This is a genomic window from Streptomyces bullii (assembly GCF_042657145.1).
Classification (GTDB): Bacteria; Actinomycetota; Actinomycetes; order Streptomycetales; family Streptomycetaceae; genus Streptomyces; species Streptomyces bullii.
Genome location: NZ_JBHSNY010000010.1, coordinates 337,735 through 358,796, shown reverse-complemented (window position 1 = coordinate 358,796; position 21,062 = coordinate 337,735). Strand labels below are relative to the sequence as shown.

Here is a 21,062-nt window from a genome sequence, read left to right as displayed (position 1 = left end):
TCCGTCCCCGCACCCCCGGAGCGTGCACCACATGGACACGGCACCTTCCGCTCAACCGGTCAGCACCGTGGCACCCGCCGCGGGCAACCGCCGCCGCGTCGCCACCGCGGCCGCCCTCGCCTCGGCCGTCGAGTGGTACGACTACTTCGTCTTCGGTATCGCCGCCGCGCTCGTCCTCGGCGACCTGTACTTCCCGGCCGGCAGCCCAACTGCCGGGGTCCTGGCCTCCTTCGCCACCTTCGCCGTCGGCTTCCTCGCCCGCCCACTCGGCGGCATCGTCGCCGGCCACCTCGGCGACAAGCGCGGCCGCAAGCCGATGCTGGTCCTCGCACTCACCCTGATGGGCCTGGCCACCACCGGCATCGGCCTGCTGCCGACGTACGAGACGATCGGCGTCGCCGCCCCGATCCTGCTCGTCCTCTTCCGCGTCGCGCAGGGCGTCGCGGTCGGCGCCCAGTGGGGCGGTGCGATGCTGCTCGCCACCGAGTACGCCCCCGAGGGCAAGCGCGGCGTCTACGGCAGCGTCGTCCAACTCGGCGTCCCCATCGGCGTGGTGACCGCCAACACGGTCTTCCTGCTGGCCGGTGCCCTGACCACGGACTCCCAGTTCGCGGCCTGGGGCTGGCGCGTACCGTTCCTGGTCGGCCTGTTCGTGCTCGCCCTCGCCTGGTACATCCACACACGGGTCGAGGAGACCCCCGAGTTCCGGGCGGCCGAGCGGGCGCTGGCGGAGAAGGAGAAGAGCGAGCAGAGCTCGCCGCTGCGCACGATCCTGCGCGGCCACCTCGGCACGGTGCTCCTGGCCGGCGGCTCCTTCGCCGTGAACACCGCGACGTTCTACATCCTCATCACCGGCGTCCTCGACTACACGACCCGCGAACTCGGCATGGAGAAGGGCGCGGTGCTCACCGTCTCCCTCTGCGTCAGCCTCACCCAGCTGGTGCTGATCCCGGCCGCCGCCGCGCTGTCCGACACGATGGGCCGCATCCGGATCTACACCTTCGGCGCGGTCGGCATCGCGCTGTGGGCCGTGCCGATGTTCCTGCTGATCGACACCGGATCGCTGCTGTGGCTGGCGGTCGGCACGTTCGTCGCCAGTTGCTTCCTGAGCATCATGTACGGCCCCCAGGCCGCCCTGTTCGCCGAGCTGTTCACGCCCGAGATGCGCTACACCGGCGCCTCCCTCGGCTACCAGATCGCGGCCGTGTGCGGCGGCGGCCTCGCGCCGTTCCTCATGGTGCTGCTGCTGGAGGCCACGGGCACCTCGATGGCCGTCTCCGGGTACATCATCGTGCTCTCGGTGGTCGCCCTGGGCTCGATCAAGGTCCTCGCGGACCGGGCCCGCGCACAGCAGCCGGCGACGTCGCCGGCGGAGTCAGACGGCTGAGTCCGGGGTCCGCTCGGGCCGTGGCTCCGGGACCGCTCCCCGAGCCACGGTCCGGGCGGCCGTCCGCGACCGGGACACCGCCACGCCCGCCAGACACAGGGCGCCGCCCAGCAGGGTCAGCGGCCCCGGTATCTCGCCGAGCGCCAGCCACGACATCACGACGACCAGCGCGGGCACCGCGTACGTGGTCGCGCCCATGCGGCTGGCGGTCGTCCGCGCCAGGGCGTACGCCCAGGTGGTGAAGGCGAGCGCGGTCGGGAACACCCCCAGGTAGACCATGTTCAGCGTGGCGGAGGCCGGGGCGTCGGCGGCCTCCCGGACGAGCTGCCCGGCGAACGGCAGACACACCACCGCCCCGGCCAGGCACCCGAACGTCGTCACCTGCAGGGCGCTCGCCCGCCCCAGCGCCGGCTTCTGCGCGACGACCCCGCCCGCGTATCCCACCGCCGCCAGCAGGCACAGCACCACCCCGAGCACCGAGGCACCGCCCTCGCCCGACATGGACAGCCCCACGGTGACCGCGCCGGCGAACGACACCGCCATCCCCGCCAGCAGCCGCGGCGGCATGGGGTCCCCGAGCAGCCGCGCGCCGAGCAGGGCGATGAGGATCGGCCCGATGTTCACCACCAGGGCGGCCGTCCCGGCGTCCACCTGCTGCTCGCCCCAGTTGAGGACGACCATGTAGAAGCCGAACCACAGCACCCCGGACACCGCGATCCCGGGCCACGCCGACCGCGGCGGCCAGCCCTCCCGGCGTACCAGACAGATCACCCCCAGCGTCAGCACCCCGGCCAGCAGCCGCCCGAGCGCCAGCGCGCCCGGCGAGTACGCGGCGCCCGCGCTGCGGATGGAGACGAAGGCGGAGGCCCACAGCACGACGGTGACCGTGGCGGCACCGGCCGCGAGCAGCTCGGTACGACGGGGCGGTGAGGTGCGCATCATGCTCCAGAGGCTAGGTGCGGAAGGAGGGTGAGGGCTCGCGGATTTCCGACGCCGGGGACATGGGCGACGGGGACACGGGCGCCGGGGACCTGGGCGCCGGGGACAGGGGCGCCGGGGACCTGGGCGACGCGGCGGCCGGACCTCGCAGGCCCGGAGCGGCACAGGACGTTCAGCGCAGTGCCGCCGCCTCGATGCCGAGCAGGTCGGCCAGCGCGCGCTCGCCCGCCGCCGTCACCTTCACCGCCCGCTGGGAGCCGACGCGTACGCACCACCCCGTGTCCAGCGCGTGCCGGCACAGGGCCTCGCCCGCCACGCCCGCGAGGTGGGGCCGTCGCTCGGTCCAGTCCAGGCAGGCGCGGGCCAGCGGCCGGCGGCCGCGGCGGTCCAGACCGATACCGGCCGCCGCGAACCACGCCAGGCCCGCGTCGGTGAGCGCGAACCCGGTGTCCTGCCGCAGCAGCCCGCGCGCCGTCAGTGCGTCGGTCACCGCGATGCCGAGCCGCCCGGCGAGATGGTCGTAGCAGGTGCGGCCGCGGGCCATCGCCGAACCGGCGCTCGCGACCCGCAAGGACCGCGGACTCACGGCCGCGTCCGGAGCGACCTGCGCGGCCAGGTCCTCCACCAGCTGGGCGACCAGGGCACCGGCCAGCCGCACGTACCGGTGCCGGCCCTGGCGTTCCTTGGCGAGCAGTCCGCCCGCCACCAGCTTGCCCAGGTGCTCGCTCACGGTGGAGGCGGCGACGCCCGCGTGCCGGGCCAGCTCGCCCGCGGTCCAGGCGCGCCCGTCGAGCAGCGCCAGCAGACACGCGGCCCGGGTCTCGTCGGCGATCAGCCCGGCGAGCCGCGCCAGCCCCGCCGTCCGGGGATCCCTCGTGGTCATGCCTCCCAGCATGGGGCACGCACGCTTCGGCACCGGCCGAAGTGTCCCGGGCGGTGTGCCACCCAGGCCGTGCACCCCGGGCCGTGTGGACCCCGCACCGTGTGCCCCCCGACCCGCGTGCCCCTCGGGCCGTCTGGCGCCCGGGCAGGGGCTAGGAGACCCCGCGCACCTGCTCGTACTGCCGTGCCAGGCCGTCCAGCAGCGCCGTCAGGCCGGTCTCGAAGGCCCGCTCGTCGATCTTCTCCTGCTGCTCGGCCAGGAGGTGGGCCTGGCCGAGGTGCGGATAGTCGGCGGGGTCGTAGGCGCTGGCGTCGTCCACGAACCCCCCGGCGAAGGAGCCGAGCGCCGAGCCCATGATGAAGTACCGCATCAGCGCGCCGATGGAGGTGGCCTGCGCCGGCGGCCAGCCCGCGTCGACCATCGCGCCGTAGACGGCGTCCGCGAGGCGCAGCGCGGCCGGGCGGCGGCCGGGGCCCCGGGCCAGGACCGGCACGATGTTCGGGTGGTCGCGCAGGGCCGCCCGGTAGGAGACGGCCCAGTCGTGCAGCGCGGTGCGCCAGTCCCGCCCGTCCTCGAACATCGACAGGTCGACCTGCGCGCTCACCGAGTCGGCGACCGCCTCCAGGATCTCGTCCTTGGTGCGGAAGTGGTTGTACAACGAGGGCCCGCTGACCCCCAGTTCGGCGGCGAGCCGGCGCGTGGAGACGGCCGCGAGGCCCTCCGCGTCCACGAGCGCGCGGGCCGTCTCGACGATGCGGTCGGTGCTCAGGAGGGGCTTGCGCGGTCGGGCCATGGCGCTCATAGTAGGGCTGCGACTAGAAACTAGCAGTGCTAATTAAATGGACGGCTTTCCCTGGGGTGGCGTGTGGTGAACCTGGAACTCAGCGAGGAGCAGACGGCTGTCCGGCAGCTCGCCCGGGACTTCGTGGCGCGCGAGATCGCCCCTCATGCCGCCGCCTGGGACCGCGCCGAGGAGGTCGACCGCTCGATCGTGAAGAAGCTGGGCGAGGTCGGCTTCCTGGGCCTGACCGTCGACGAGGAGTACGGCGGCTCGGGCGGCGACCACCTGGCGTACTGCCTGGTCACCGAGGAACTCGGCCGGGGTGACTCGTCGGTGCGCGGCATCGTCTCGGTGTCGCTGGGCCTGGTCGCCAAGACCGTCGCCGCCTGGGGGAGCGAGGAGCACAAGCGCCGGTGGCTGCCGGGGCTGACCTCCGGCGCGTACGTCGGCTGCTTCGGCCTGACAGAGCCCGGCACCGGCTCCGACGCGGGCAACCTCGCCACCCGGGCCGTGCGGGACGGCGACGACTACGTCCTCAACGGCACCAAGACGTTCATCACCAACGGCACCTGGGCCGATGTCGTCCTGCTCTTCGCCCGCTCGACCGACGCCCCCGGCCACCGGGGCGTCTCCGCCTTCCTCGTCCCGACGGACACCCCCGGTCTGACCCGCCGCACCATCCACGGCAAGCTCGGCCTGCGCGGGCAGGCCACCGCCGAGCTGGTCCTGGAGGACGTGCGGGTGCCGGCGTCCGCGCTGCTGGGGGAGGAGGGCAAGGGCTTGTCGGTCGCCATGTCCGCCCTCGCCAAGGGCCGGATGTCGGTCGCGGCGGGCTGCGTCGGCATAGCCCAGGCGGCTCTCGACGCCGCGGTGCGCTACGCCGGCGAGCGGGAGCAGTTCGGCAGGACCATCGCCCACCACCAACTGGTGCAGGAGCTGATCAGCGACATCGCCGTGGACGTCGACGCCGCCCGGCTGCTGACCTGGCGGGTCGCCGACCTGATCGACCGCGGGCAGCCCTTCGCCGTCGAGTCCTCCAAGGCCAAGCTCTTCGCCTCTGAGGCGGCCGTCCGCGCCGCGAACAACGCCCTCCAGGTGTTCGGCGGCTACGGCTACATCGACGAGTACCCGGCGGGCAAGCTGCTGCGCGACGCCCGCGTGATGACGCTGTACGAGGGCACCAGCCAGATCCAGAAGCTGGTCATCGGCCGGGCGCTGACGGGGGTTTCGGCGTTCTGAGCACGGGGACGGGGGCCGGGGCTCTGAGTAGGAGAGCTGAGTACGTCGGCGGATGCGGCCCCGCTCCCGTCCGGCGACGCTTGCCGCATGAGTGACACACCGGTCAAGCAGCAGAACACGGCCGCCTTCTACGGGCAGGCCGTGGCCTCCTTCGCGGTGGCCCTGGCCGCCACCGCGATCGGCATCTTCAACCTCCGGGCCGACGCCTGGGTGCGCGGCTTCCTCGGCATCGCCGTCCTCTATCTCGTGACGGCGGCCTTCACGCTCGCCAAGGTGATCCGGGACCGGCAGGAGGCCGGGCAGCTCGTGAGCCGGGTGGACCAGGCGCGCCTGGAGAAGCTGCTGGCGGAGCACGACCCCTTCGAGAAGCTCTGACCGCGTCCGGCGCTCCGAGCGGGCACGCTAAGCGCTCGCTCACCCTCGGCGGTATGGTGGTACTCCTGCCAGCGACAAGGGGTGAGCGATGAGTACGGCGGAGGAGACGGCCGGCGGTGAGGCGCAGCCGTGGGGTGAGGTCACGCCCGACGCGGCCCGACGGCTGCTGATCGCCGCCGTGGAGGCCTTCGCGGAGCGCGGCTACCACGCCACGACGACCCGTGACATCGCGGGCCGTGCCGGGATGAGCCCGGCCGCGCTCTACATCCACTACAAGACCAAGGAAGAGCTGCTCCACCGCATCAGCCGGATCGGCCACGAGAAGGCCCTGGACATCCTGCGCACCGCGGCCCGGGGCGAGGGCGGCGCGACCGAGCGGCTCGCCGATGCCGTGAGCTCCTTCGTCCGCTGGCACGCGGGCGGGCGCACCACCGCGCGGGTCGTGCAGTACGAGCTGGACTCGCTCGGGCCCGAGGCGCGCGCGGAGATCGTGGCGCTGCGCCGGCAGTGCGACGCCGAGGTGCGCGGGATCATCGAGGACGGCGCGGCGGCCGGCGAGTTCGAGGTCCTGGACGTCCAGGGCACGACCCTCGCCGTGCTCTCCTTGTGCATCGACGTGGCCCGCTGGTTCAGCGTCGACGGTCCGTGGACGCCCGACGAGGTCGGCGCGCTGTACGCCGACCTCGTGCTGCGCATGGTGGGAGCGAAGGCCTCCCCGGCGTCTCAGAGGTAGTAGCGCGCCACCGACTCGGCCACGCACACCGGCTTGTCGCCGCCCTCGCGCTCCACGGTGAAGGCGACGGTGACCTGGACGCCGCCGGTCACGTCCTCGACGCCGGTGATCCTCGCGGTGGCGCGCAGCCGGGAGCCGACGGGGACGGGGGCGGGGAAACGCACCTTGTTCGTCCCGTAGTTGACGCCCATCTTCACACCGTCGACCTGGATCAGCTGCGGGCCGAAGAGGGGGAGCAGCGACAGGGTCAGGTACCCGTGCGCGACGGTGGTCCCGAACGGCCCCGACGCGGCCTTCCCGGGATCGACGTGGATCCACTGGTGGTCACCGGTGGCCTCCGCGAACAGGTCGATCCGCTTCTGGTCGATCTCCAGCCAGTCGGTGTGTCCCAGCTGTTCGCCCACCGCCGCCTTCAAGTCGTCGACGGACGTGAAGATCCTCGGCTCTGCCATGTCCCGGCCTCCTGTCTGCGCAAGCCTAAGCGACTGCTTAGCATGCTAGGGAGCGCGGTTCGTGTCAACGCACCGGGTGCGGGCGGGGCCGGGGAGGCGGGTCGGTAGGGTTCGAGGAGTGCCCCAGATTCCAGAGAAGATCCATGAGCTCACGGTCGGCCAGCTCGCCGCGCGCAGTGGCGCCGCCGTCTCCGCCCTGCACTTCTACGAGTCCAAGGGCCTGATCCACAGCCGTCGCACATCCGGCAACCAGCGCAGGTACACCCGTGACACGCTGCGCCGGGTCGCCTTCATCCGGGCCGCGCAACGGGTCGGCATCCCCCTGGCGACGATCCGCGAGGCGCTCGCCCGGCTCCCCGAGGAACGGACCCCCACCCGCGAGGACTGGAGCCGGCTCTCGGAAGCGTGGCGGGCGGAGCTGGACGAACGCATCCAGCAGCTGAACCGCCTCCGCGACCACCTCACCGACTGCATCGGCTGCGGCTGTCTCTCCCTGGACACCTGTGTCCTGTCCAACCCGGACGACGTGTTCGGCGAGCGTCTGACGGGTTCACGCCTGATGGTCGGCAACGGGAGGACACGCCAGAGCCCGAAGGGCGGCACACACCGGCGCGAGCGGGAACGCAGCGTCTGAACGCCCGCGCGGCGACCCGCCGCCCGGCCCGAGCCGGTCGCGCACCGCCCCGGCTCAGCTGCGGCACCGGGGACCTCGCCAGCCCGGTGCCGCGCACGCCCGTCCCCTCACTCGTACTCGGTTCCGCCCTTCCGCGTCGGACACGCCGGACTGACCGCCTCGGCGACGGCCCGCCCCCGAGCACCGCGCTGTACCGCTCGGCGACCGGCCGGATCACCACCCTCCCGCAGGTCAGCTCCCGCCCGGACACCGTCTCGCGCCCACGGGCGACTCCAGCACCCGACCGGTGTCGTAGCGGACTCCTCAGCCTTCTCGGACGGGTTTCACGATGCGTCTCATCGCCCCCGACTGTCCGTCCCGAAAGGGGATGGAGCGAGTGGTTCCGCAGCTGTTACCGTCGCCGCTCCGGGGCCGCCGAGCCGGTCCGCCGTGCCCGCTCGTACTCGGCCAGCCCCGCGGCCACCAGCTGCGCGTTGGACCGGGCCGGCCGGCCGTCCGGCAGGAGCAGCGTGTCCTCCAGACCGATGCGGGTCGCCAGGCCCAGCCGTCCCGCCAGCCGCAGCACCGGCCAGGCCCCGCCGTCCTCGCCGTGCAGCAGAACCGGGCGGGTGTGCGCCCCACCGAGGGCCGACAGCAGCGCTCGGGCGGAGTCCCGCGCGCTGTCCGCGACCGTGTCCGTCACCTCCGCGAGGACGCGCAGCACCTTCGGCGCGAGGGGTGAGGCGGTGAAGCGGGCCGCGCCGTCCGTGCCGGACCAGATGCCGGCCTCGACGCCCACGCCGAGGCCGATCAGCGTGGCGGCCAGTTCCTCGGCGCCCGGCTCGTGCCAGTTGACCGAGGCGTGGTCGGGCAGGACGGTCCAGCCGCGGATCCGCTCCAGGCGGGTCGCCGGGTCCGGTTCGGCCCAGGCGCCCGTGGTCACGCCGACCGGGACGGACACGCGGGCTCGTACGGCGCGCAGCGTGGCCGCGAGCACGCGCGGCGACAACGTGTCCTGCCCGCACGGCGTCTTGGGATGGACGTGGATGTCCGTGGCTCCGGCCGCGACGGCCTCGGCCGCCGCGTCGGCCATCGCCTCGGGCGACAGCGGTACCGCGGCCCCGTCGGCGGCTCCCCGGGGCCCGTTCAGACACACCTGCACCATGAGCCCGATGGTGCCAGGCGCCACGGACGACACGGCCTCGGCAGGGGGGTGCGGCATCCCCGGCGCACCCCCGCCGTACTCGCTCAGGCCGAACTCCCTCAGGCCGACACCAGCATCCTCGCCCGCCTGGCGTCCGCCAGGGCCTCCGGTGTGAGTACCGGACGCGGCACCAGGATTCCGCAGTCCGTGCAGACCGGACCCGCCGAGGGCTCGTGGTCCAGGTCGTACCTCCACACGAGCCGCTCCCCACGGCACACGGGGCAGGCCGAGCCCGGCTCGCACTCCAGCGCGGCGATCAGCCGCCGCAGCACGTCGGCCAGCGGTTCACGGGGATGGACCGCCGGATCGTCGCACCACGCCACACCGAAACCGCCCCAGGTCAGCCGGTGCCAGTCGTCCACGCTGCCCGGCCTGCGCAGCCCGTCGTGCTTCTCCTTCTTGCGGCGCTCGGCGAACTCGACCTCGTACGCCAGCCAGACGGCCCGCGCCTCCTCCAACTCCTCCAGTGCGGCCACGAGCCGCGCTGGGTCCGGAGAGCGGTCCTCGGGACCGAACCCCGCCCTGGAACACAAATGGTCCCAGGTCGCCCTGTGCCCGTAAGGGGCGAACCGCTCAAGGCACTTGCGCAGCGAGTAGCGCCGCAGCGCCAGATCGCACCGTGGATCGCGGACCTGTCTCGCCAGACTCCGGAAACCGGCCATCGTCCTGCACCTCCGTCACACCTGCACCTGTCATCCGGTCACTTCGGCGTCGTCGTACGGACGTCGCCGAATAGACGTATCGACACGCGAATCGGCTCCATCCTTTTTCCGATGGCCCCCATAAGCGGGCTGTGAGGTCGCATGAGCCAACTCCCGTTGTCCGTGTGCCGGCTGTGGTGACTCCTGAAAGTGACGCTTGTTCATCTTCAAACAAGGGGATACCGGCGGTAACATCCCGCCCACCCCGTCCGGGAGGAGCCCCCCATGCCCTGGCGCACTCCGCGCACCGTCCCAGACACACTGAGAACTCCCCGCCGAATCCCCGGGTTCCTGAAGACCGCGTCCGTATGCGCTTTGATGGCAGGTCTTTTGTCGCCGCTGTCCCCGGCGACGGCCGCCGAACCCGCGCGGGCCGGGGCCACGGCGGCCGCCGACCACTGCGGCGGCCAGTGCTCCGACATCCTGCCGCCCGGCCAGAACGGCAACGCCACCCTCGCCCAGATCCTCCTCAACCAGGCCTTCGGCACCCAGCCCGAGCACGCCTCCGACCAGCTCGGCCCGTACGCCGACCTGGCCACCGCCTACTCCGGACTGACGAACGACAAGATCAACACCTTCTTCAACGACGCGTCGTTCGGGGTCCCCGCCGACCAGGTGGCCTCCACGCTCAGGCCCGCCGGCCGCACCGATGTGACGATCGTCCGCGACAAGAAGACGGGCGTCCCGCACATCACCGGTACCACCCGATACGGCACGGAGTTCGGCGCCGGCTACGCGGCGGCCCAGGACCGGCTGTGGCTGATGGACGTCTTCCGCCACGTCGGGCGCGGCCAGTTGACCTCCTTCGCCGGAGGCGCCCCCTCCAACCAGGGCCTGGAACAGCAGTTCTGGCGCCACGCGCCCTACACCGAGGCCGATCTGCAGGCCCAGATCGACAACGCCGTCGCCACGAACGGCGAGCGCGGCAAGCTGGCCCTCGCCGACGCCAAGGCCTACCTCGACGGCATCAACGCCTACATCGACGCCTCCGACAACGGCCGCTACTTTCCCGGCGAGTACGTCCTGACCGGCCACAAGGACTCGGTCACCAACGCCGGGAAGATCGAGCACTTCAAGATCACCGACCTGGTCGCGCTGGGCTCGGTCATCGGCGCCCTGTTCGGTTCGGGCGGCGGCGGCGAGGTCGACAACGCGCTGTCACTGCTGGCCGCCCAGGAGAAGTACGGCGTTGCCGAGGGAACCAGGGTCTGGGAGTCCTTCCGCGAACGCAACGACCCCGAGGCCGTCCTCACCGTCCACGACGGCAGCTTCCCGTACGCCACCCGGCCCGAGAACCCCCAGGGACTCGCCCTGCCCGACGCCGGCTCGGTCACGCGGGAACCGCTGGTGTACGACCGCACCGGCAGCGCGTCCGCGTCGAGCGCGACCCGCGCCTCCAGCACGGCGGCCAGGGCCGCGGTGACCTCGGCCAAGCGCGGCATGTCCAACGCGCTCGTGGTCGGCGGCAAGCACACCGCCAGTGGCCACCCGATCGCCGTCTTCGGCCCGCAGACCGGCTACTTCGCCCCCCAGCTGCTCCTGCTCCAGGAGCTCCAGGGCCCGGGCATCAGCGCCCGCGGCGCCTCCTTCGCCGGCCTGAGCATGTACGTCGAACTCGGCCGAGGCCAGGACTACGCGTGGAGCGCCACCACCTCCGGCCAGGACATCATCGACACGTACGCCGTCGAACTGTGCCAGGACGACTACCACTACCTGTACCGCGGCACCTGCACGCCCATGGAGAAGGTCGAGCAGAAGAACGCCTGGAAGCCGACCACCGCGGACGGCACCCCGGCCGGCTCGTACACCATGCGGGTCTGGCGCACCAAGTACGGGCCCGTGGAGTACCGCGCGACCGTCGGCGGCAAGAAGGTCGCCTACACCACGCTGCGCTCCTCCTACCTGCACGAGGCCGACTCCATCATCGGCTTCCAGATGCTGAACGACCCCGACTACGTCAAGGGACCGCAGGACTTCCAGAAGGCGGTGCAGCACATCAACTACACCTTCAACTGGTTCTACGCCGACTCCGAGCACACCGCGTACTACAACAGCGGCGACAACCCGGTGCGCGCGACCGGCGTCGACGCCGAGTTCCCGGTCTGGGCGCGGCCCGCGTACGAGTGGCGCGACTGGAGCCCGGGCACCAACACCGCCGCGTACACCCCGCCCTCCGCCCACCCCAACTCCATCGACCAGGACTACTACATCTCCTGGAACAACAAGCAGGCCAAGGACTACACGACCGCGCCCTGGGGCAACGGCTCGGTGCACCGCGGCAATCTGCTGGACGACCGGGTGAAGAAGCTGGTCGCGGCCGGCGGGGTGACCCGGGCGTCGCTGGTGCGGGCGATGGCCGACGCGGGCATCGCCGACCTGCGCGCGGAGGACGTGCTGCCCAAGCTGCTCAAGGTGGTCAGGAGCGCGCCGGTCACGGACTCCGCCGCAGCGGCGGCCGTCTCCAGGCTGGAGGCATGGGTGGCGGCGGGCGCCCAGCGCACGGAGACCTCGGCCGGGTCGAAGAAGTACGCCCACGCCGACGCCATCCGGATCCTGGACGCATGGTGGCCCCTGCTGGTGAAGGCCCAGTTCGAGCCGGGCCTCGGCAGCGAGCTGTACGGCGCCTTCACCCGCAACCTGCCGATCGACGAGTCCCCGTCGGCCTCGCACGGACCCACCGGTTCACACGCCGGAAGCGCCTTCCAGTACGGCTGGTGGAGCTACGTCGACAAGGACATCCGCGCGGTCCTCGGCGAGTCCGTGCGGGGGCCGCTGGCCCGTAAGTACTGCGGCGACGGCAGCCTCGGCGCCTGCCGGAACACCCTTCTCGGCACGCTGAAGGAGGCGGCAGGCAAGACCGCGGCCCAGGTGTACCCGGGGGACGACCAGTGCGCGGCGGGCGACCAGTGGTGCGCCGACTCGGTCATCCACCGGACGCTCGGCGGCATCAAGCACGGCAGGATCAGCTGGCAGAACCGTCCGACCTACCAGCAGGTCGTGGAGTTCACGTCACACCGATGACGCACCGACGGCGGGTCGCACGGTGTGGGTCGGCCGTCGGCCCGCATGCGCCGGTTCGCGGGCGGTGGCGTCTGGGTGTTTCCGGCGTCGCCGACGGGAACGGTTGGGCCCGGCGGCGGGTCAGTGGTGAGTTGGGTGGCGGCGGGTTCCCGGCACCGCCGTCCGGTCCGGGCGGGTCTGGCGGCTGGCCCGGTGATGCGTGGGCGGCGGGTTGCACGGTGCGGCCCGCCGTCCGGCCCGGCTGCGCCAGCTGTCTCCGGCACCGCCGTAGGGTCCGGCCGGGTCTGGCGGCGGGCCGGGTGTTGAGTGGGCGGCGGCGGGTCGCACGGGGCGGGCCGCCGCCGGCCGGGCCTACCGGCAGGCCCGGGTGACACGCGGGTGGCGGCGGGTCACAGGACGCGCCCCGCCGTCAGCACCAACTGCGCCAGTTCTCTGTGCAGGATGTCGCTGTGTGCGCCGGACGGCGGGCCGCCGCGTCTGACCACCGCCGCGGCGTCGACGTTCACGCACCCCGAAGCGGGCAGGGGTGTCCTCAGCGCCTGGGCGAGGGTGAGCGTCCGGGTGCCCGGCACCGCCTGGACTCCGTCGTACCCCAGCGCACCCCACTTGGCGCCGAGCATCCGTCCGATGCCGGCCGGAGCGGCCGACCGGCTGTCGCCCGCGATGCGCGAGGCCAGCGGATACAGCGTGCCGAGGGCCGAGTCGTGACGGGAGTGGCAGCACACGAGCGGGCCGTCGATCCGGTTCTGCTGCCCCTGCAGGACGCCACCGGCCCGCGTGTCGTGCGGCAGGCGGGACGCGAAGGCGTAGTGCGAGAACGCCGCTTGGAGCAGTGTCACGCACTTCACCGTCCGCACCCCCTTGGGCAGCCCGCGCAGCGCGAACGACACCAGCCGCGCACCGAAGCTGTGCCCGACGAGATGCACCCGCACCTGCGGCGCCGCCGCCGCGAGCTGCCCGATCACCCGGCCCAGCCCCCGCTCGCCGACGGTTCCCGCGCGCCGCTTCATGGCGTAGTACGTCGCCTGCCGCAGCAGTTCGTGCGCCCCCTCCCAGGGGTTGGGCAGCGCCAAGCCCCGGGCAGTGCCCGGTGACTCCAGCTCCGCCAGCGCCCGCGCGAACTCCTCGCAGACCGCCGCCGCCTGCCCCGCGAACATCTCGGGCTCGCTCTGCGGCACGCCCTCGGCCACCGTGTCCGCCGTGAACAGCGCCTGCGGCCCGGGCGCCACCACCTCCACCAGCAGCCGCACAAGACGCGCGAACTCCTCCAACTCGGCTTCCTCGGAAGGCTGTTGCTCCAGCAGCCGGGCGAGCTGCTCGACGATGACCGCCCGGCCGGGGAAGGTCTCCAGCAGCGCGTGCCGCGTGTCCTTGCCGAGCACCGGGCGCCGGGGCGGCTCGGCCGCCACGGCCCGGGGGAAGTCGGGGATCGGTTCGTCCGAGAACCGCATCGCCGGCCACAACACGCCCACGTACCCGATCCGGGCCGTTGGGGCGAGCCCGGGCATCGGCGCGAAGAAGCGGTCGTAGATCCGCGTCGCGCCCGAACGGTCGTTGTTCCAGCCGTGCGCGAAGACGACCAGCTCCCGCACGCCCCGCCGGACCACCCCGGCGAACAACCGGTCCCGGGCGGACGCGGCCGGGTCCCCGTCCGCGTCGAAGGTCAGCTCCCAGTACGGAGTCACACTCATCGCCGGATCCGCCATGCCAGGCTCCTTCGTCCCCCGTTCACCGCGCCACGTGGGCGCATCGTCCTGCGCACGGCCGGAGTTGGCCAGATGTCACGGCTCACCGGTCCGGCGGACCCTAGGCATCGGCGTGGCGCGGCCCCGTCACCGGTACAGCAGATAGCGCTCCCGCACCCTGCGGAACGCCGCCAGTTCCTCCCGCCAGCCCGCCACCACCTCGTCCGTGCTCGCGCCCGTGTCGATCATCGTGCGCACGCGCGCGGAGCCCGTGAGCTTGTCGATCCAGTGGTCGGACCGCCACGCGAACCCGGGCCAGACCCGCCGGGCGGTCACCAGCAGGCCGATCCCGGTGCGCACGGGGTCGAAGGCGGCCCGGTCGTGCACATGGATCTGCACGCCCCCGACCGTCTTCCCCTGGAACTTGGAGAAGGTGGGCGCGAAGTACGCCTCCCTGAAGCGCACGCCCGGCAACCCGAGGTCGTTCGCGGCGGCGGCCCAGCGCCCGTCGAGGCCCTCCGCGCCCAGCAGTTCGAAGGGCCGGGTCGTGCCGCGCCCCTCCGACAGGTTCGTGCCCTCGAAGAGACACGTTCCCGAGTAGACCAGCGCCGTGTCGGGCGTCGGCATGTTCGGGCTGGGCGGCACCCAGGGCAGCCCGGAGGCGTCGTAGAAGTCCGACCGCTTCCAACCCGACATCCGCACGGTCTCCAGCGGCACCGGTGCGGTCAGGAACTCCCCGTTGAACAGCCGCGCCAGCTCCGCGACCGTCATCCCGTGCGCCTGCGCGACGGGCTGCCGCCCGACGAAGCTCGCGAACTCCCTGTGCAGGACGGGGCCGAGGGCCGCCCGCCCGGTCACCGGGTTCGGACGGTCCAGGACCACGAACCGCTTGCCCGCGAGCCGCGCGGCCTCCATGCAGTCGTAAAGCGTCCAGATGTACGTGTAGAAACGGGCGCCCACGTCCTGGATGTCGAAGACGACCGTGTCCACCCCGGACGCGCTGAAGACGTCGGCGAGCGGCCGGCCGCTCTTCAGGTACGTGTCGTAGACGGGCAGTCCGGTCGCCGGGTCGTCGTAGCGCCCTTCGGAGCCGCCGGCCTGCGCGGTGCCCCGGAAGCCGTGCTCGGGGCCGAAGACGGCGATCAGGTCCACGCGGTCGTCGGCGTGCATCACGTCCACGATGTGGCGGACGTCCCTGGTGACGCCGGTCGGGTTGGTGACGACGCCGACCCGCCGGCCGTCCAGGAGGGCGTAACCGTCGGCGGCGAGGCGCTCGAACCCGGTGCGCAGCCGACGGCCTCCCGGCGGGGCCGCCTTGGCCGGTGCGGCGGACGCGGGTGCGGCGGACGCCGCCGCCGCGGCCGTGGTGGCGAGCAGGCTCCGTCTCGACAGCTTCATGCGGTGACCTCCGTGATCCCGGCGGCGAATGGCATGCTCTCGCACGCTAGCGTGCACCCGGTGCACGGGGAACGAAACGGACCGGTCCCGCTTGCGGGCGGCCCTTCCGCCCGCACATACCGACCGGTTAGTCTGACGCTGCAGAGCCGAGTCGCGTCGCGTCGAAGGAGACCGATGGTGGGAGCCGTGCAGGGTGCGGGAGTGGTCGTGACCGGGGCGGGCGGCGGTATCGGGGCCGCGCTGGCCCGCCGTTTCGCCGCGGAGGGAGCCAGGGTCGTCGTCAACGACCTGGCCGCCGACCGGGCCAAGACGGTCGCCGAGGAGATCGGCGGCCTCGCGGTGCCGGGCGACGCCTCCGCGATCGTCGCCGAGGCCCGGGAAGCCCTCGGCGGCACGGTGGACGTCTACTGCGCCAACGCGGGCGTGGCCTTCGAGGGCGGCGACGCGACCGCGCCGCTCGACGAGCAGGCCTGGGCGGCCTCCTGGGACGTCAACGTGATGGCCCACGTCCGCGCCGCCCACGAACTGCTGCCCGCCTGGCTGGAGCGCGGCGGCGGCCGCTTCGTCTCCACCGTGTCCGCCGCCGGGCTGCTCACCATGATCGGGGCGGCACCGTACGCCGTCACCAAACACGGCGCGTACGCCTTCGCCGAGTGGCTGTCGCTCACCTACCGCCACCGCGGTCTGAAGGTGCACGCCATCTGCCCGCAGGGCGTACGGACCGACATGCTCGCCGCGACCGGCAGCGCGGGCGACCTGGTGCTCCAGCCGACCGCGATCGAACCGGACGCGGTCGCGGACGCCCTGTTCCAGGGCATCGAGGAGGACCGCTTCCTGATCCTGCCGCACCCGGAGGTCGCCGGGTACTACCGGGCCCGGGCCACCGAACCCGACCGCTGGCTCAGGGGCATGAACCGCGTCCAGCAGCAGTGGGAGGCGACCCGGTGACCGAGTCCCGTTACGCGGCCAAGCCCTGGCTGGCCCTGCTGAACGACGCCCAGAAGGCCCCGGTCAGCCCCGCCGACTCCCTCGTGCACGCCCTGCGCCGGGCCACGGCCGAGGCGCCGGACCGCGTCTTCCTCGCCTACTTCGACGGGCGGCTGACCTACCGGGAGGTGGACGAGCTCAGCGACTCCGTCGCCGGGTACCTCGCTGCACGCGGCCTGGCACGCGGCGACCGGGTCGCGGTCCTGCTGCAGAACTCCCCGCTGTTCGTGCTCGCGGTGCTCGGCGCGTGGAAGGCCGGAGCGGTCGTCGTACCGATCAACCCGATGTACAAGTCGGGCGAGGTGACCCATGTCCTGCGGGACGGCGAGGTGGCCGCGCTGATCTGCTCGGACCGGGCGTGGGAGGCGTACCTGCGCGAGACGGCGGCCGACTCGTCCGTGCGGATCGCGCTGACCGGCTGCGAGCTGGACTTCCAGACGCGGGACGACAGCCGCGTCCTGGCCTTCGAACGGCTGCCGCAGGCCCCCGACGCCGACGACCTGACGGCCGTCGCGGGCGCGGGCCACCCGGCGCCCGAGGGCCGTGATCCGGGCCCGTCGGACATCGCCCTGATCAGCTACACCTCCGGCACCAGCGGCACCCCCAAGGGCGCCACCAACACGCACGCCACCCTCATGTACAACGCCGAGCGGCAGCGGACCGGCCTCGCACTGCCCGAGGCGCCGGTGTACTACGCGCTGGCGCCGCTGTTCCACATCACCGGCATGGTGTGCCAGTTCGGCGCCTGCCTGAACAGCGCGGGCACGCTCGTCCTGGCGTACCGCTTCGAGGCGGGCGTGGTGCTGGACGCGTTCGCCGAGCACCGGCCGCACTACACCGTCGGTCCGTCGACCGCCTTCATGGCGCTGGCCGCCCACCCGTCCGTCACCCGCGACCACTTCTCCTCCTTCCGGGTGATCTCCTCCGGCGGCGCCCCGCTGCCGCCCGCCCTGGTGGAGAAGTTCCGGGCCGGCTTCGGGCCGTACCTCCGCAACGGCTACGGCCTGACCGAGTGCACCGCGCCCTGCGCCTCCGTCCCCCCGCACCTGGAGGCCCCCGTCGACCCGGCCTCCGGAACGCTCGCCGTGGGCGTGCCCGGCCCCGACACGGTCGTGCGGATCGTCGACGACCGGGGCGCGGAGGTGCCCTTCGGGCAGCAGGGGGAGATCGTCGTACGCGGCCCGCAGGTCGTGCCCGGCTACTGGCGGCGCCCCGACGCCACCGCCGAGACCTTCCCCGGCGGCGAGCTGCGCACCGGTGACATCGGGTTCATGGACGAACAGGGCTGGCTGTACGTCGTCGACCGCAAGAAGGACATGATCAACGCGTCGGGCTTCAAGGTGTGGCCGCGCGAGGTCGAGGACGTGCTCTACACGCATCCCGCGGTGCGCGAGGCGGCCGTCGTCGGGGTGCCCGACGGGTACCGTGGCGAGACCGTCAAGGCGTACATCAGCCTGCGGCCGGGCGCCGAGGCGGACCCCGGTGAACTCGCCGCGTACTGCAAGGAGAGACTGGCCGCCTACAAATACCCGCGGCAGGTGGAGATCCTGCCCGACTTGCCGAAAACGGCCAGTGGGAAGATCCTCCGTCGGGAACTGCGTTCCCTCACGCACGACAACTGAGAAACGGAAACGGAAAGGCAGGTGGCGGCAGTGCCCAGGACGACGGACGGTGACGGCACTCCCGTGCCCCAGCGGCTCCTGGCCGCCGCCACCCGGCTCTTCGCCGAGCAGGGGTACGACCGCACCTCGGTGCAGGAGATCGTCGAGGCGGCCGGCGTCACCAAGGGGGCGCTCTACCACTACTTCGGCTCCAAGGACGACCTCCTGCACGAGGTGTACGCGCGCGTGCTGCGCCTCCAGCAGGAGCGCCTGGACGCCGTCGCCGCGTCCGGCGAGCCGGTGGACAAGCGGCTGCGGGACGCGGCGGCCGACGTCGTGGTGACGACCATCGAGAACCTCGACGACGCGATGATCTTCTGGCGGTCCATGCACCACCTCAGCCCGGAGAAGAACAAGCAGGTGCGCGCCGAGCGCCGCCGCTACCACGAACGCTTCCGCGCGCTGATCGAGGAGGGCCAGGAGGCGGGCGTCTTCTCCAAGGCCACCCCGGCCGACCTGGTGGTCGACTACCACTTCGGCTCCGTCCACCACCTGTCGACCTGGTACCGCCCGGACGGCCCGCTCACCCCGCAGCAGGTCGCCGACCACCTGGCCGACCTGCTGCTGCGGGCACTGCGGCCGTAGAGGCTTCGACGGCTGAGACAGGCAAGGGGCGGTCACCCTGGCGACCGCCCCTTGCTCATGCCCGCGCGAGTACGTCCCCGCGTGCCCTCACAGGTACTTCTTCAGCTCCCGCCGCGCCAGCGACCGCTGGTGCACCTCGTCCGGGCCGTCGGCGATCATCAGGGTGCGGGCGCCGGCGTAGAGCTCGGCCAGCGGGAAGTCCTGGCTGACGCCGCCCGCGCCGTACAGCTGGATCGCCTTGTCGAGGATGCCGACGACCGTGCGCGGAGTAGCGATCTTGATGGCCTGGATCTCCGTGTGCGCGCCCCTGTTGCCGACGGTGTCCATCATCCAGGCCGTCTTCAGCACCAGCAGGCGGAGCTGCTCCACGGCGACCCGGGCGTCCGCGATCCAGTTGTGGACCACGCCCTGCTGGGCCAGCGCCTTGCCGAAGGCGGTCCTGGACACGGCCCGCCGGCACATCAGCTCGATCGCCCGCTCGGCCATGCCGATCAGCCGCATGCAGTGGTGGATACGGCCGGGGCCGAGGCGGGCCTGGGCGATGGCGAAGCCGCCACCCTCCTCGCCGATCAGGTTCGACACCGGCACGCGCGCGTGGTCGAAGATCACCTCGGCGTGGCCGCCGTGGTACTCGTCCTGGTAGCCGAAGACCTGCATGGCCCGCTTGACCGTGACGCCCGGGGTGTCGCGGGGGACCAGCACCATCGACTGCTGGCGGCGGATGTCCGGCCCGTCCGGGTCGGTCTTGCCCATCACGATGAAGACCTTGCAGTCGGGGTGCATCGCCCCGGAGATGTACCACTTGCGGCCGGTGATGACGTACTCGTCGGTGCCGTCGGAGGCCCGCTCGATGTGCGTGGTGATGTTGGTGGCGTCCGAGGAGGCCACCTCCGGCTCGGTCATCGCGAACGCCGAGCGGATCTCCCCGGCCAGCAGCGGCTCCAGCCACTGCTTCTTCTGCCGCTCGTCACCGAACTGCGCGAGGACCTCCATGTTGCCGGTGTCCGGCGCCGCGCAGTTGGTCACGGTGGGCGCCAACTGCGGGGAACGGCCCATGATCTCGGCGAGCGGGGCGTACTGGAGGTTGGTGAGCCCGGCGCCGTACTCCGAGTCCGGCAGGAACAGGTTCCACAGGCCCTGCCTGCGGGCCTCGGCCTTCAGCTCCTCGACCACCGGCACGGTCTCCCACGGCGAGGCAAGCCCCGCCCGCTGCTCGTGCGCGACCTGCTCGGCCGGATAGACGTACTCGTCCATGAAGGCGAGGAGTTTGGCGCGCAGTTCCTCGGTGCGCGCGTCGAACGTGAAGTCCATGGGTCAGCCCTCCTGGAGGCCTTCGTGAAGAGTCGTCAGACCGTGCTCGATGAAGACGGGGACGAGGTCGCCGATGCGGTCGAAACCGCGCCCGACCGTCTGGCCCAGCGTGTAGCGGTAGTGGATGCCCTCCAGGATCACGGCGAGCTTGAACCAGGCGAACGCCGTGTACCAGGAGACCGCGGAGACGTCGCGCCCCGAGAGCGCGGCGTACCGCTCGATGAGTTCGGACGGCGCCGGGTGCCCGGGGGCCTCGGCGGTCGTGGAGACGGGGGAGTCGGGCATGCCGAGCGGCATGCTGTACATCACCAGCAGGCCCAGGTCGGTGAGCGGGTCGCCGAGCGTGGACATCTCCCAGTCGAGGATCGCCCGGATCGTGTCGTCCTCGCCGATCAGGACGTTGTCGAGCCGGTAGTCGCCGTGCACCACGGCCGGGGCGGGGGAGCGGGGCAGCTCCCGGCCGAGGGAGGCGTGCAGTTCGTCGATGCCGGCCAGCTCGCGGTTGCGGGAGGCGGCCAACTGCTTGCCCCAGCGCCGCAGTTGCCGGTCCAGGAAACCCCCGGGCCGGCCGAAGCCGGCCAGCCCCACCTCGTCCGGGTCCACCGCGTGCAGCTCGACGAGCGTGTCCGCCAGGTTCAGCACCGCGCCCCGGGTGCGTTCCGGGCCGAGCGGGGCGAGCTGGTCGGCGGTGCGGTACGGGGTGCCCTCGACGAACTCCATGACGTAGAAGGGCGCCCCGAGCACCTCCTCGTCCTCGCACAGCAGCACCGGGCGCGGCACCGGCACGGCCGTCGGGTGCAGCGCGCTGATCACCCGGTGCTCGCGCTTCATGTCGTGCGCGGTGGCCAGGACGTGGCCGAGCGGCGGCCGCCGTACGACCCACTTGGAGGTGCCGTCGGAGACGGCGTACGTGAGGTTCGACCGTCCGCCCTCGATCAGCCGGCCGGACAGCGGGCCGTTCACCAGGCCGGGCCGCTCGCGCTCCAGCAGGCCACGCAGCCGGTCCAGATCGAGTCCGGGCGGGTGGTCGGGGCTCATCATCGCTCCTCCGGGGCAGGTGACCAGTACCCGACTCATGATGCCGACCGGTCGGTATGTCGTCCAGTG

At 72.5% G+C, this 21,062-nt stretch carries 19 protein-coding genes; 9 read left to right on the top strand and 10 right to left on the bottom strand.

From position 1 onward, the window contains the following. Positions 1–31 precede the first annotated feature (31 nt). On the top strand, positions 32–1,387 hold the full coding sequence (locus ACFPZJ_RS28820; RefSeq protein ID WP_381027466.1) for an MFS transporter: 1,356 nt from the start codon (positions 32–34) through the stop codon (positions 1,385–1,387). Here ACFPZJ_RS28820 and ACFPZJ_RS28815 read toward each other — a convergent pair. The 3 genes from ACFPZJ_RS28815 to ACFPZJ_RS28805 form a co-directional block, all read right to left on the bottom strand. Beyond that, positions 1,376–2,326 carry a DMT family transporter gene (locus tag ACFPZJ_RS28815; protein ID WP_381027704.1) on the bottom strand — a complete coding sequence of 317 codons (951 nt, stop codon included), beginning with the start codon at positions 2,324–2,326 and terminating at the stop codon, positions 1,376–1,378. The genes ACFPZJ_RS28820 and ACFPZJ_RS28815 overlap by 12 nt on opposite strands. A gap of 172 nt (positions 2,327–2,498) precedes the next feature. Then, positions 2,499–3,221, bottom strand: a complete 723-nt coding sequence (locus ACFPZJ_RS28810) for an ArsR/SmtB family transcription factor (protein ID WP_381027702.1) — start codon at positions 3,219–3,221, stop codon at positions 2,499–2,501. A gap of 139 nt (positions 3,222–3,360) precedes the next feature. Beyond that, positions 3,361–4,002 (bottom strand): TetR/AcrR family transcriptional regulator, encoded by a 642-nt coding sequence (locus ACFPZJ_RS28805; RefSeq protein WP_381027464.1) that lies wholly within the window; start codon positions 4,000–4,002, stop codon positions 3,361–3,363. Between the two features lie 75 nt (positions 4,003–4,077). Here ACFPZJ_RS28805 and ACFPZJ_RS28800 point away from each other — a divergent pair, with 75 nt between their 5' ends. From ACFPZJ_RS28800 to ACFPZJ_RS28790, 3 genes are all read left to right on the top strand, one after another. Next, positions 4,078–5,229, top strand: a complete 1,152-nt coding sequence (locus ACFPZJ_RS28800) for an acyl-CoA dehydrogenase family protein (RefSeq protein WP_381027461.1) — start codon at positions 4,078–4,080, stop codon at positions 5,227–5,229. An 87-nt stretch (positions 5,230–5,316) separates the two neighbouring features. After that, complete coding sequence (locus ACFPZJ_RS28795; protein WP_381027459.1) at positions 5,317–5,604, top strand: YiaA/YiaB family inner membrane protein; 288 nt, start codon at positions 5,317–5,319, stop codon at positions 5,602–5,604. Positions 5,605–5,692: 88 nt separating this feature from the next. Continuing rightward, positions 5,693–6,337, top strand: coding sequence for a TetR/AcrR family transcriptional regulator (locus ACFPZJ_RS28790; protein WP_381027457.1), 645 nt, complete (start codon positions 5,693–5,695; stop codon positions 6,335–6,337). Here ACFPZJ_RS28790 and ACFPZJ_RS28785 read toward each other — a convergent pair. Continuing rightward, a complete protein-coding gene (locus ACFPZJ_RS28785; protein WP_381027454.1) occupies positions 6,328–6,789 on the bottom strand; it encodes a MaoC family dehydratase in 462 nt (153 codons plus the stop codon). The two genes, ACFPZJ_RS28790 and ACFPZJ_RS28785, sit on opposite strands and share 10 nt — an antisense overlap. Before the next feature lie 118 nt (positions 6,790–6,907). On the opposite strand from ACFPZJ_RS28785, the gene soxR reads away from it, so the two are divergent. After that, positions 6,908–7,423: a redox-sensitive transcriptional activator SoxR gene (gene soxR, locus ACFPZJ_RS28780; protein WP_381027451.1), complete on the top strand. Its 516-nt coding sequence runs from the start codon at positions 6,908–6,910 to the stop codon at positions 7,421–7,423. 391 nt (positions 7,424–7,814) lie between these two features. Here soxR and ACFPZJ_RS28775 read toward each other — a convergent pair whose 3' ends face one another. Both ACFPZJ_RS28775 and ACFPZJ_RS28770 read right to left on the bottom strand, forming a co-directional pair. Further along, positions 7,815–8,567, bottom strand: a complete 753-nt coding sequence (locus tag ACFPZJ_RS28775) for a 3-keto-5-aminohexanoate cleavage protein (RefSeq protein ID WP_381027448.1) — start codon at positions 8,565–8,567, stop codon at positions 7,815–7,817. A 98-nt stretch (positions 8,568–8,665) separates the two neighbouring features. Continuing rightward, positions 8,666–9,268 carry a hypothetical protein gene (locus tag ACFPZJ_RS28770; protein ID WP_381027446.1) on the bottom strand — a complete coding sequence of 201 codons (603 nt, stop codon included), beginning with the start codon at positions 9,266–9,268 and terminating at the stop codon, positions 8,666–8,668. A 264-nt stretch (positions 9,269–9,532) separates the two neighbouring features. On the opposite strand from ACFPZJ_RS28770, the gene ACFPZJ_RS28765 reads away from it, so the two are divergent. Next, positions 9,533–12,328 (top strand): penicillin acylase family protein, encoded by a 2,796-nt coding sequence (locus ACFPZJ_RS28765; RefSeq protein WP_381027443.1) that lies wholly within the window; start codon positions 9,533–9,535, stop codon positions 12,326–12,328. A gap of 389 nt (positions 12,329–12,717) precedes the next feature. Here ACFPZJ_RS28765 and ACFPZJ_RS28760 read toward each other — a convergent pair whose 3' ends face one another. Together ACFPZJ_RS28760 and ACFPZJ_RS28755 are read right to left on the bottom strand one after the other, a co-directional pair. After that, complete coding sequence (locus ACFPZJ_RS28760) at positions 12,718–14,034, bottom strand: serine-threonine protein kinase (RefSeq protein ID WP_381027440.1); 1,317 nt, start codon at positions 14,032–14,034, stop codon at positions 12,718–12,720. 126 nt (positions 14,035–14,160) lie between these two features. Beyond that, positions 14,161–15,411, bottom strand: coding sequence for an exo-beta-N-acetylmuramidase NamZ family protein (locus ACFPZJ_RS28755; RefSeq protein WP_381027438.1), 1,251 nt, complete (start codon positions 15,409–15,411; stop codon positions 14,161–14,163). A gap of 174 nt (positions 15,412–15,585) precedes the next feature. Here ACFPZJ_RS28755 and ACFPZJ_RS28750 point away from each other — a divergent pair, with 174 nt between their 5' ends. The 3 genes from ACFPZJ_RS28750 to ACFPZJ_RS28740 are packed head-to-tail and all read left to right on the top strand — an operon-like array spanning position 15,586 to position 18,644. Beyond that, positions 15,586–16,359: an SDR family oxidoreductase gene (locus ACFPZJ_RS28750; RefSeq protein WP_381027436.1), complete on the top strand. Its 774-nt coding sequence runs from the start codon at positions 15,586–15,588 to the stop codon at positions 16,357–16,359. Then, complete coding sequence (locus ACFPZJ_RS28745) at positions 16,356–18,020, top strand: class I adenylate-forming enzyme family protein (protein WP_381027434.1); 1,665 nt, start codon at positions 16,356–16,358, stop codon at positions 18,018–18,020. Before ACFPZJ_RS28750 ends, ACFPZJ_RS28745 begins: the two co-directional genes overlap by 4 nt. Positions 18,021–18,050: 30 nt before the next feature. Further along, a complete protein-coding gene (locus tag ACFPZJ_RS28740) occupies positions 18,051–18,644 on the top strand; it encodes a TetR/AcrR family transcriptional regulator (RefSeq protein WP_381027431.1) in 594 nt (197 codons plus the stop codon). A gap of 87 nt (positions 18,645–18,731) precedes the next feature. Here the strand turns inward: ACFPZJ_RS28740 and ACFPZJ_RS28735 are convergent, their stop codons facing one another. Both ACFPZJ_RS28735 and ACFPZJ_RS28730 read right to left on the bottom strand, forming a co-directional pair. Then, complete coding sequence (locus ACFPZJ_RS28735) at positions 18,732–19,955, bottom strand: acyl-CoA dehydrogenase family protein (RefSeq protein ID WP_381027428.1); 1,224 nt, start codon at positions 19,953–19,955, stop codon at positions 18,732–18,734. A 3-nt stretch (positions 19,956–19,958) separates the two neighbouring features. Further along, the gene (locus ACFPZJ_RS28730) at positions 19,959–20,993 is read right to left on the bottom strand and encodes a phosphotransferase family protein (protein ID WP_381027425.1); all 1,035 of its coding nucleotides are present in this window, start codon (positions 20,991–20,993) and stop codon (positions 19,959–19,961) included. Between the last annotated feature and the right edge of the window lie 69 nt (positions 20,994–21,062).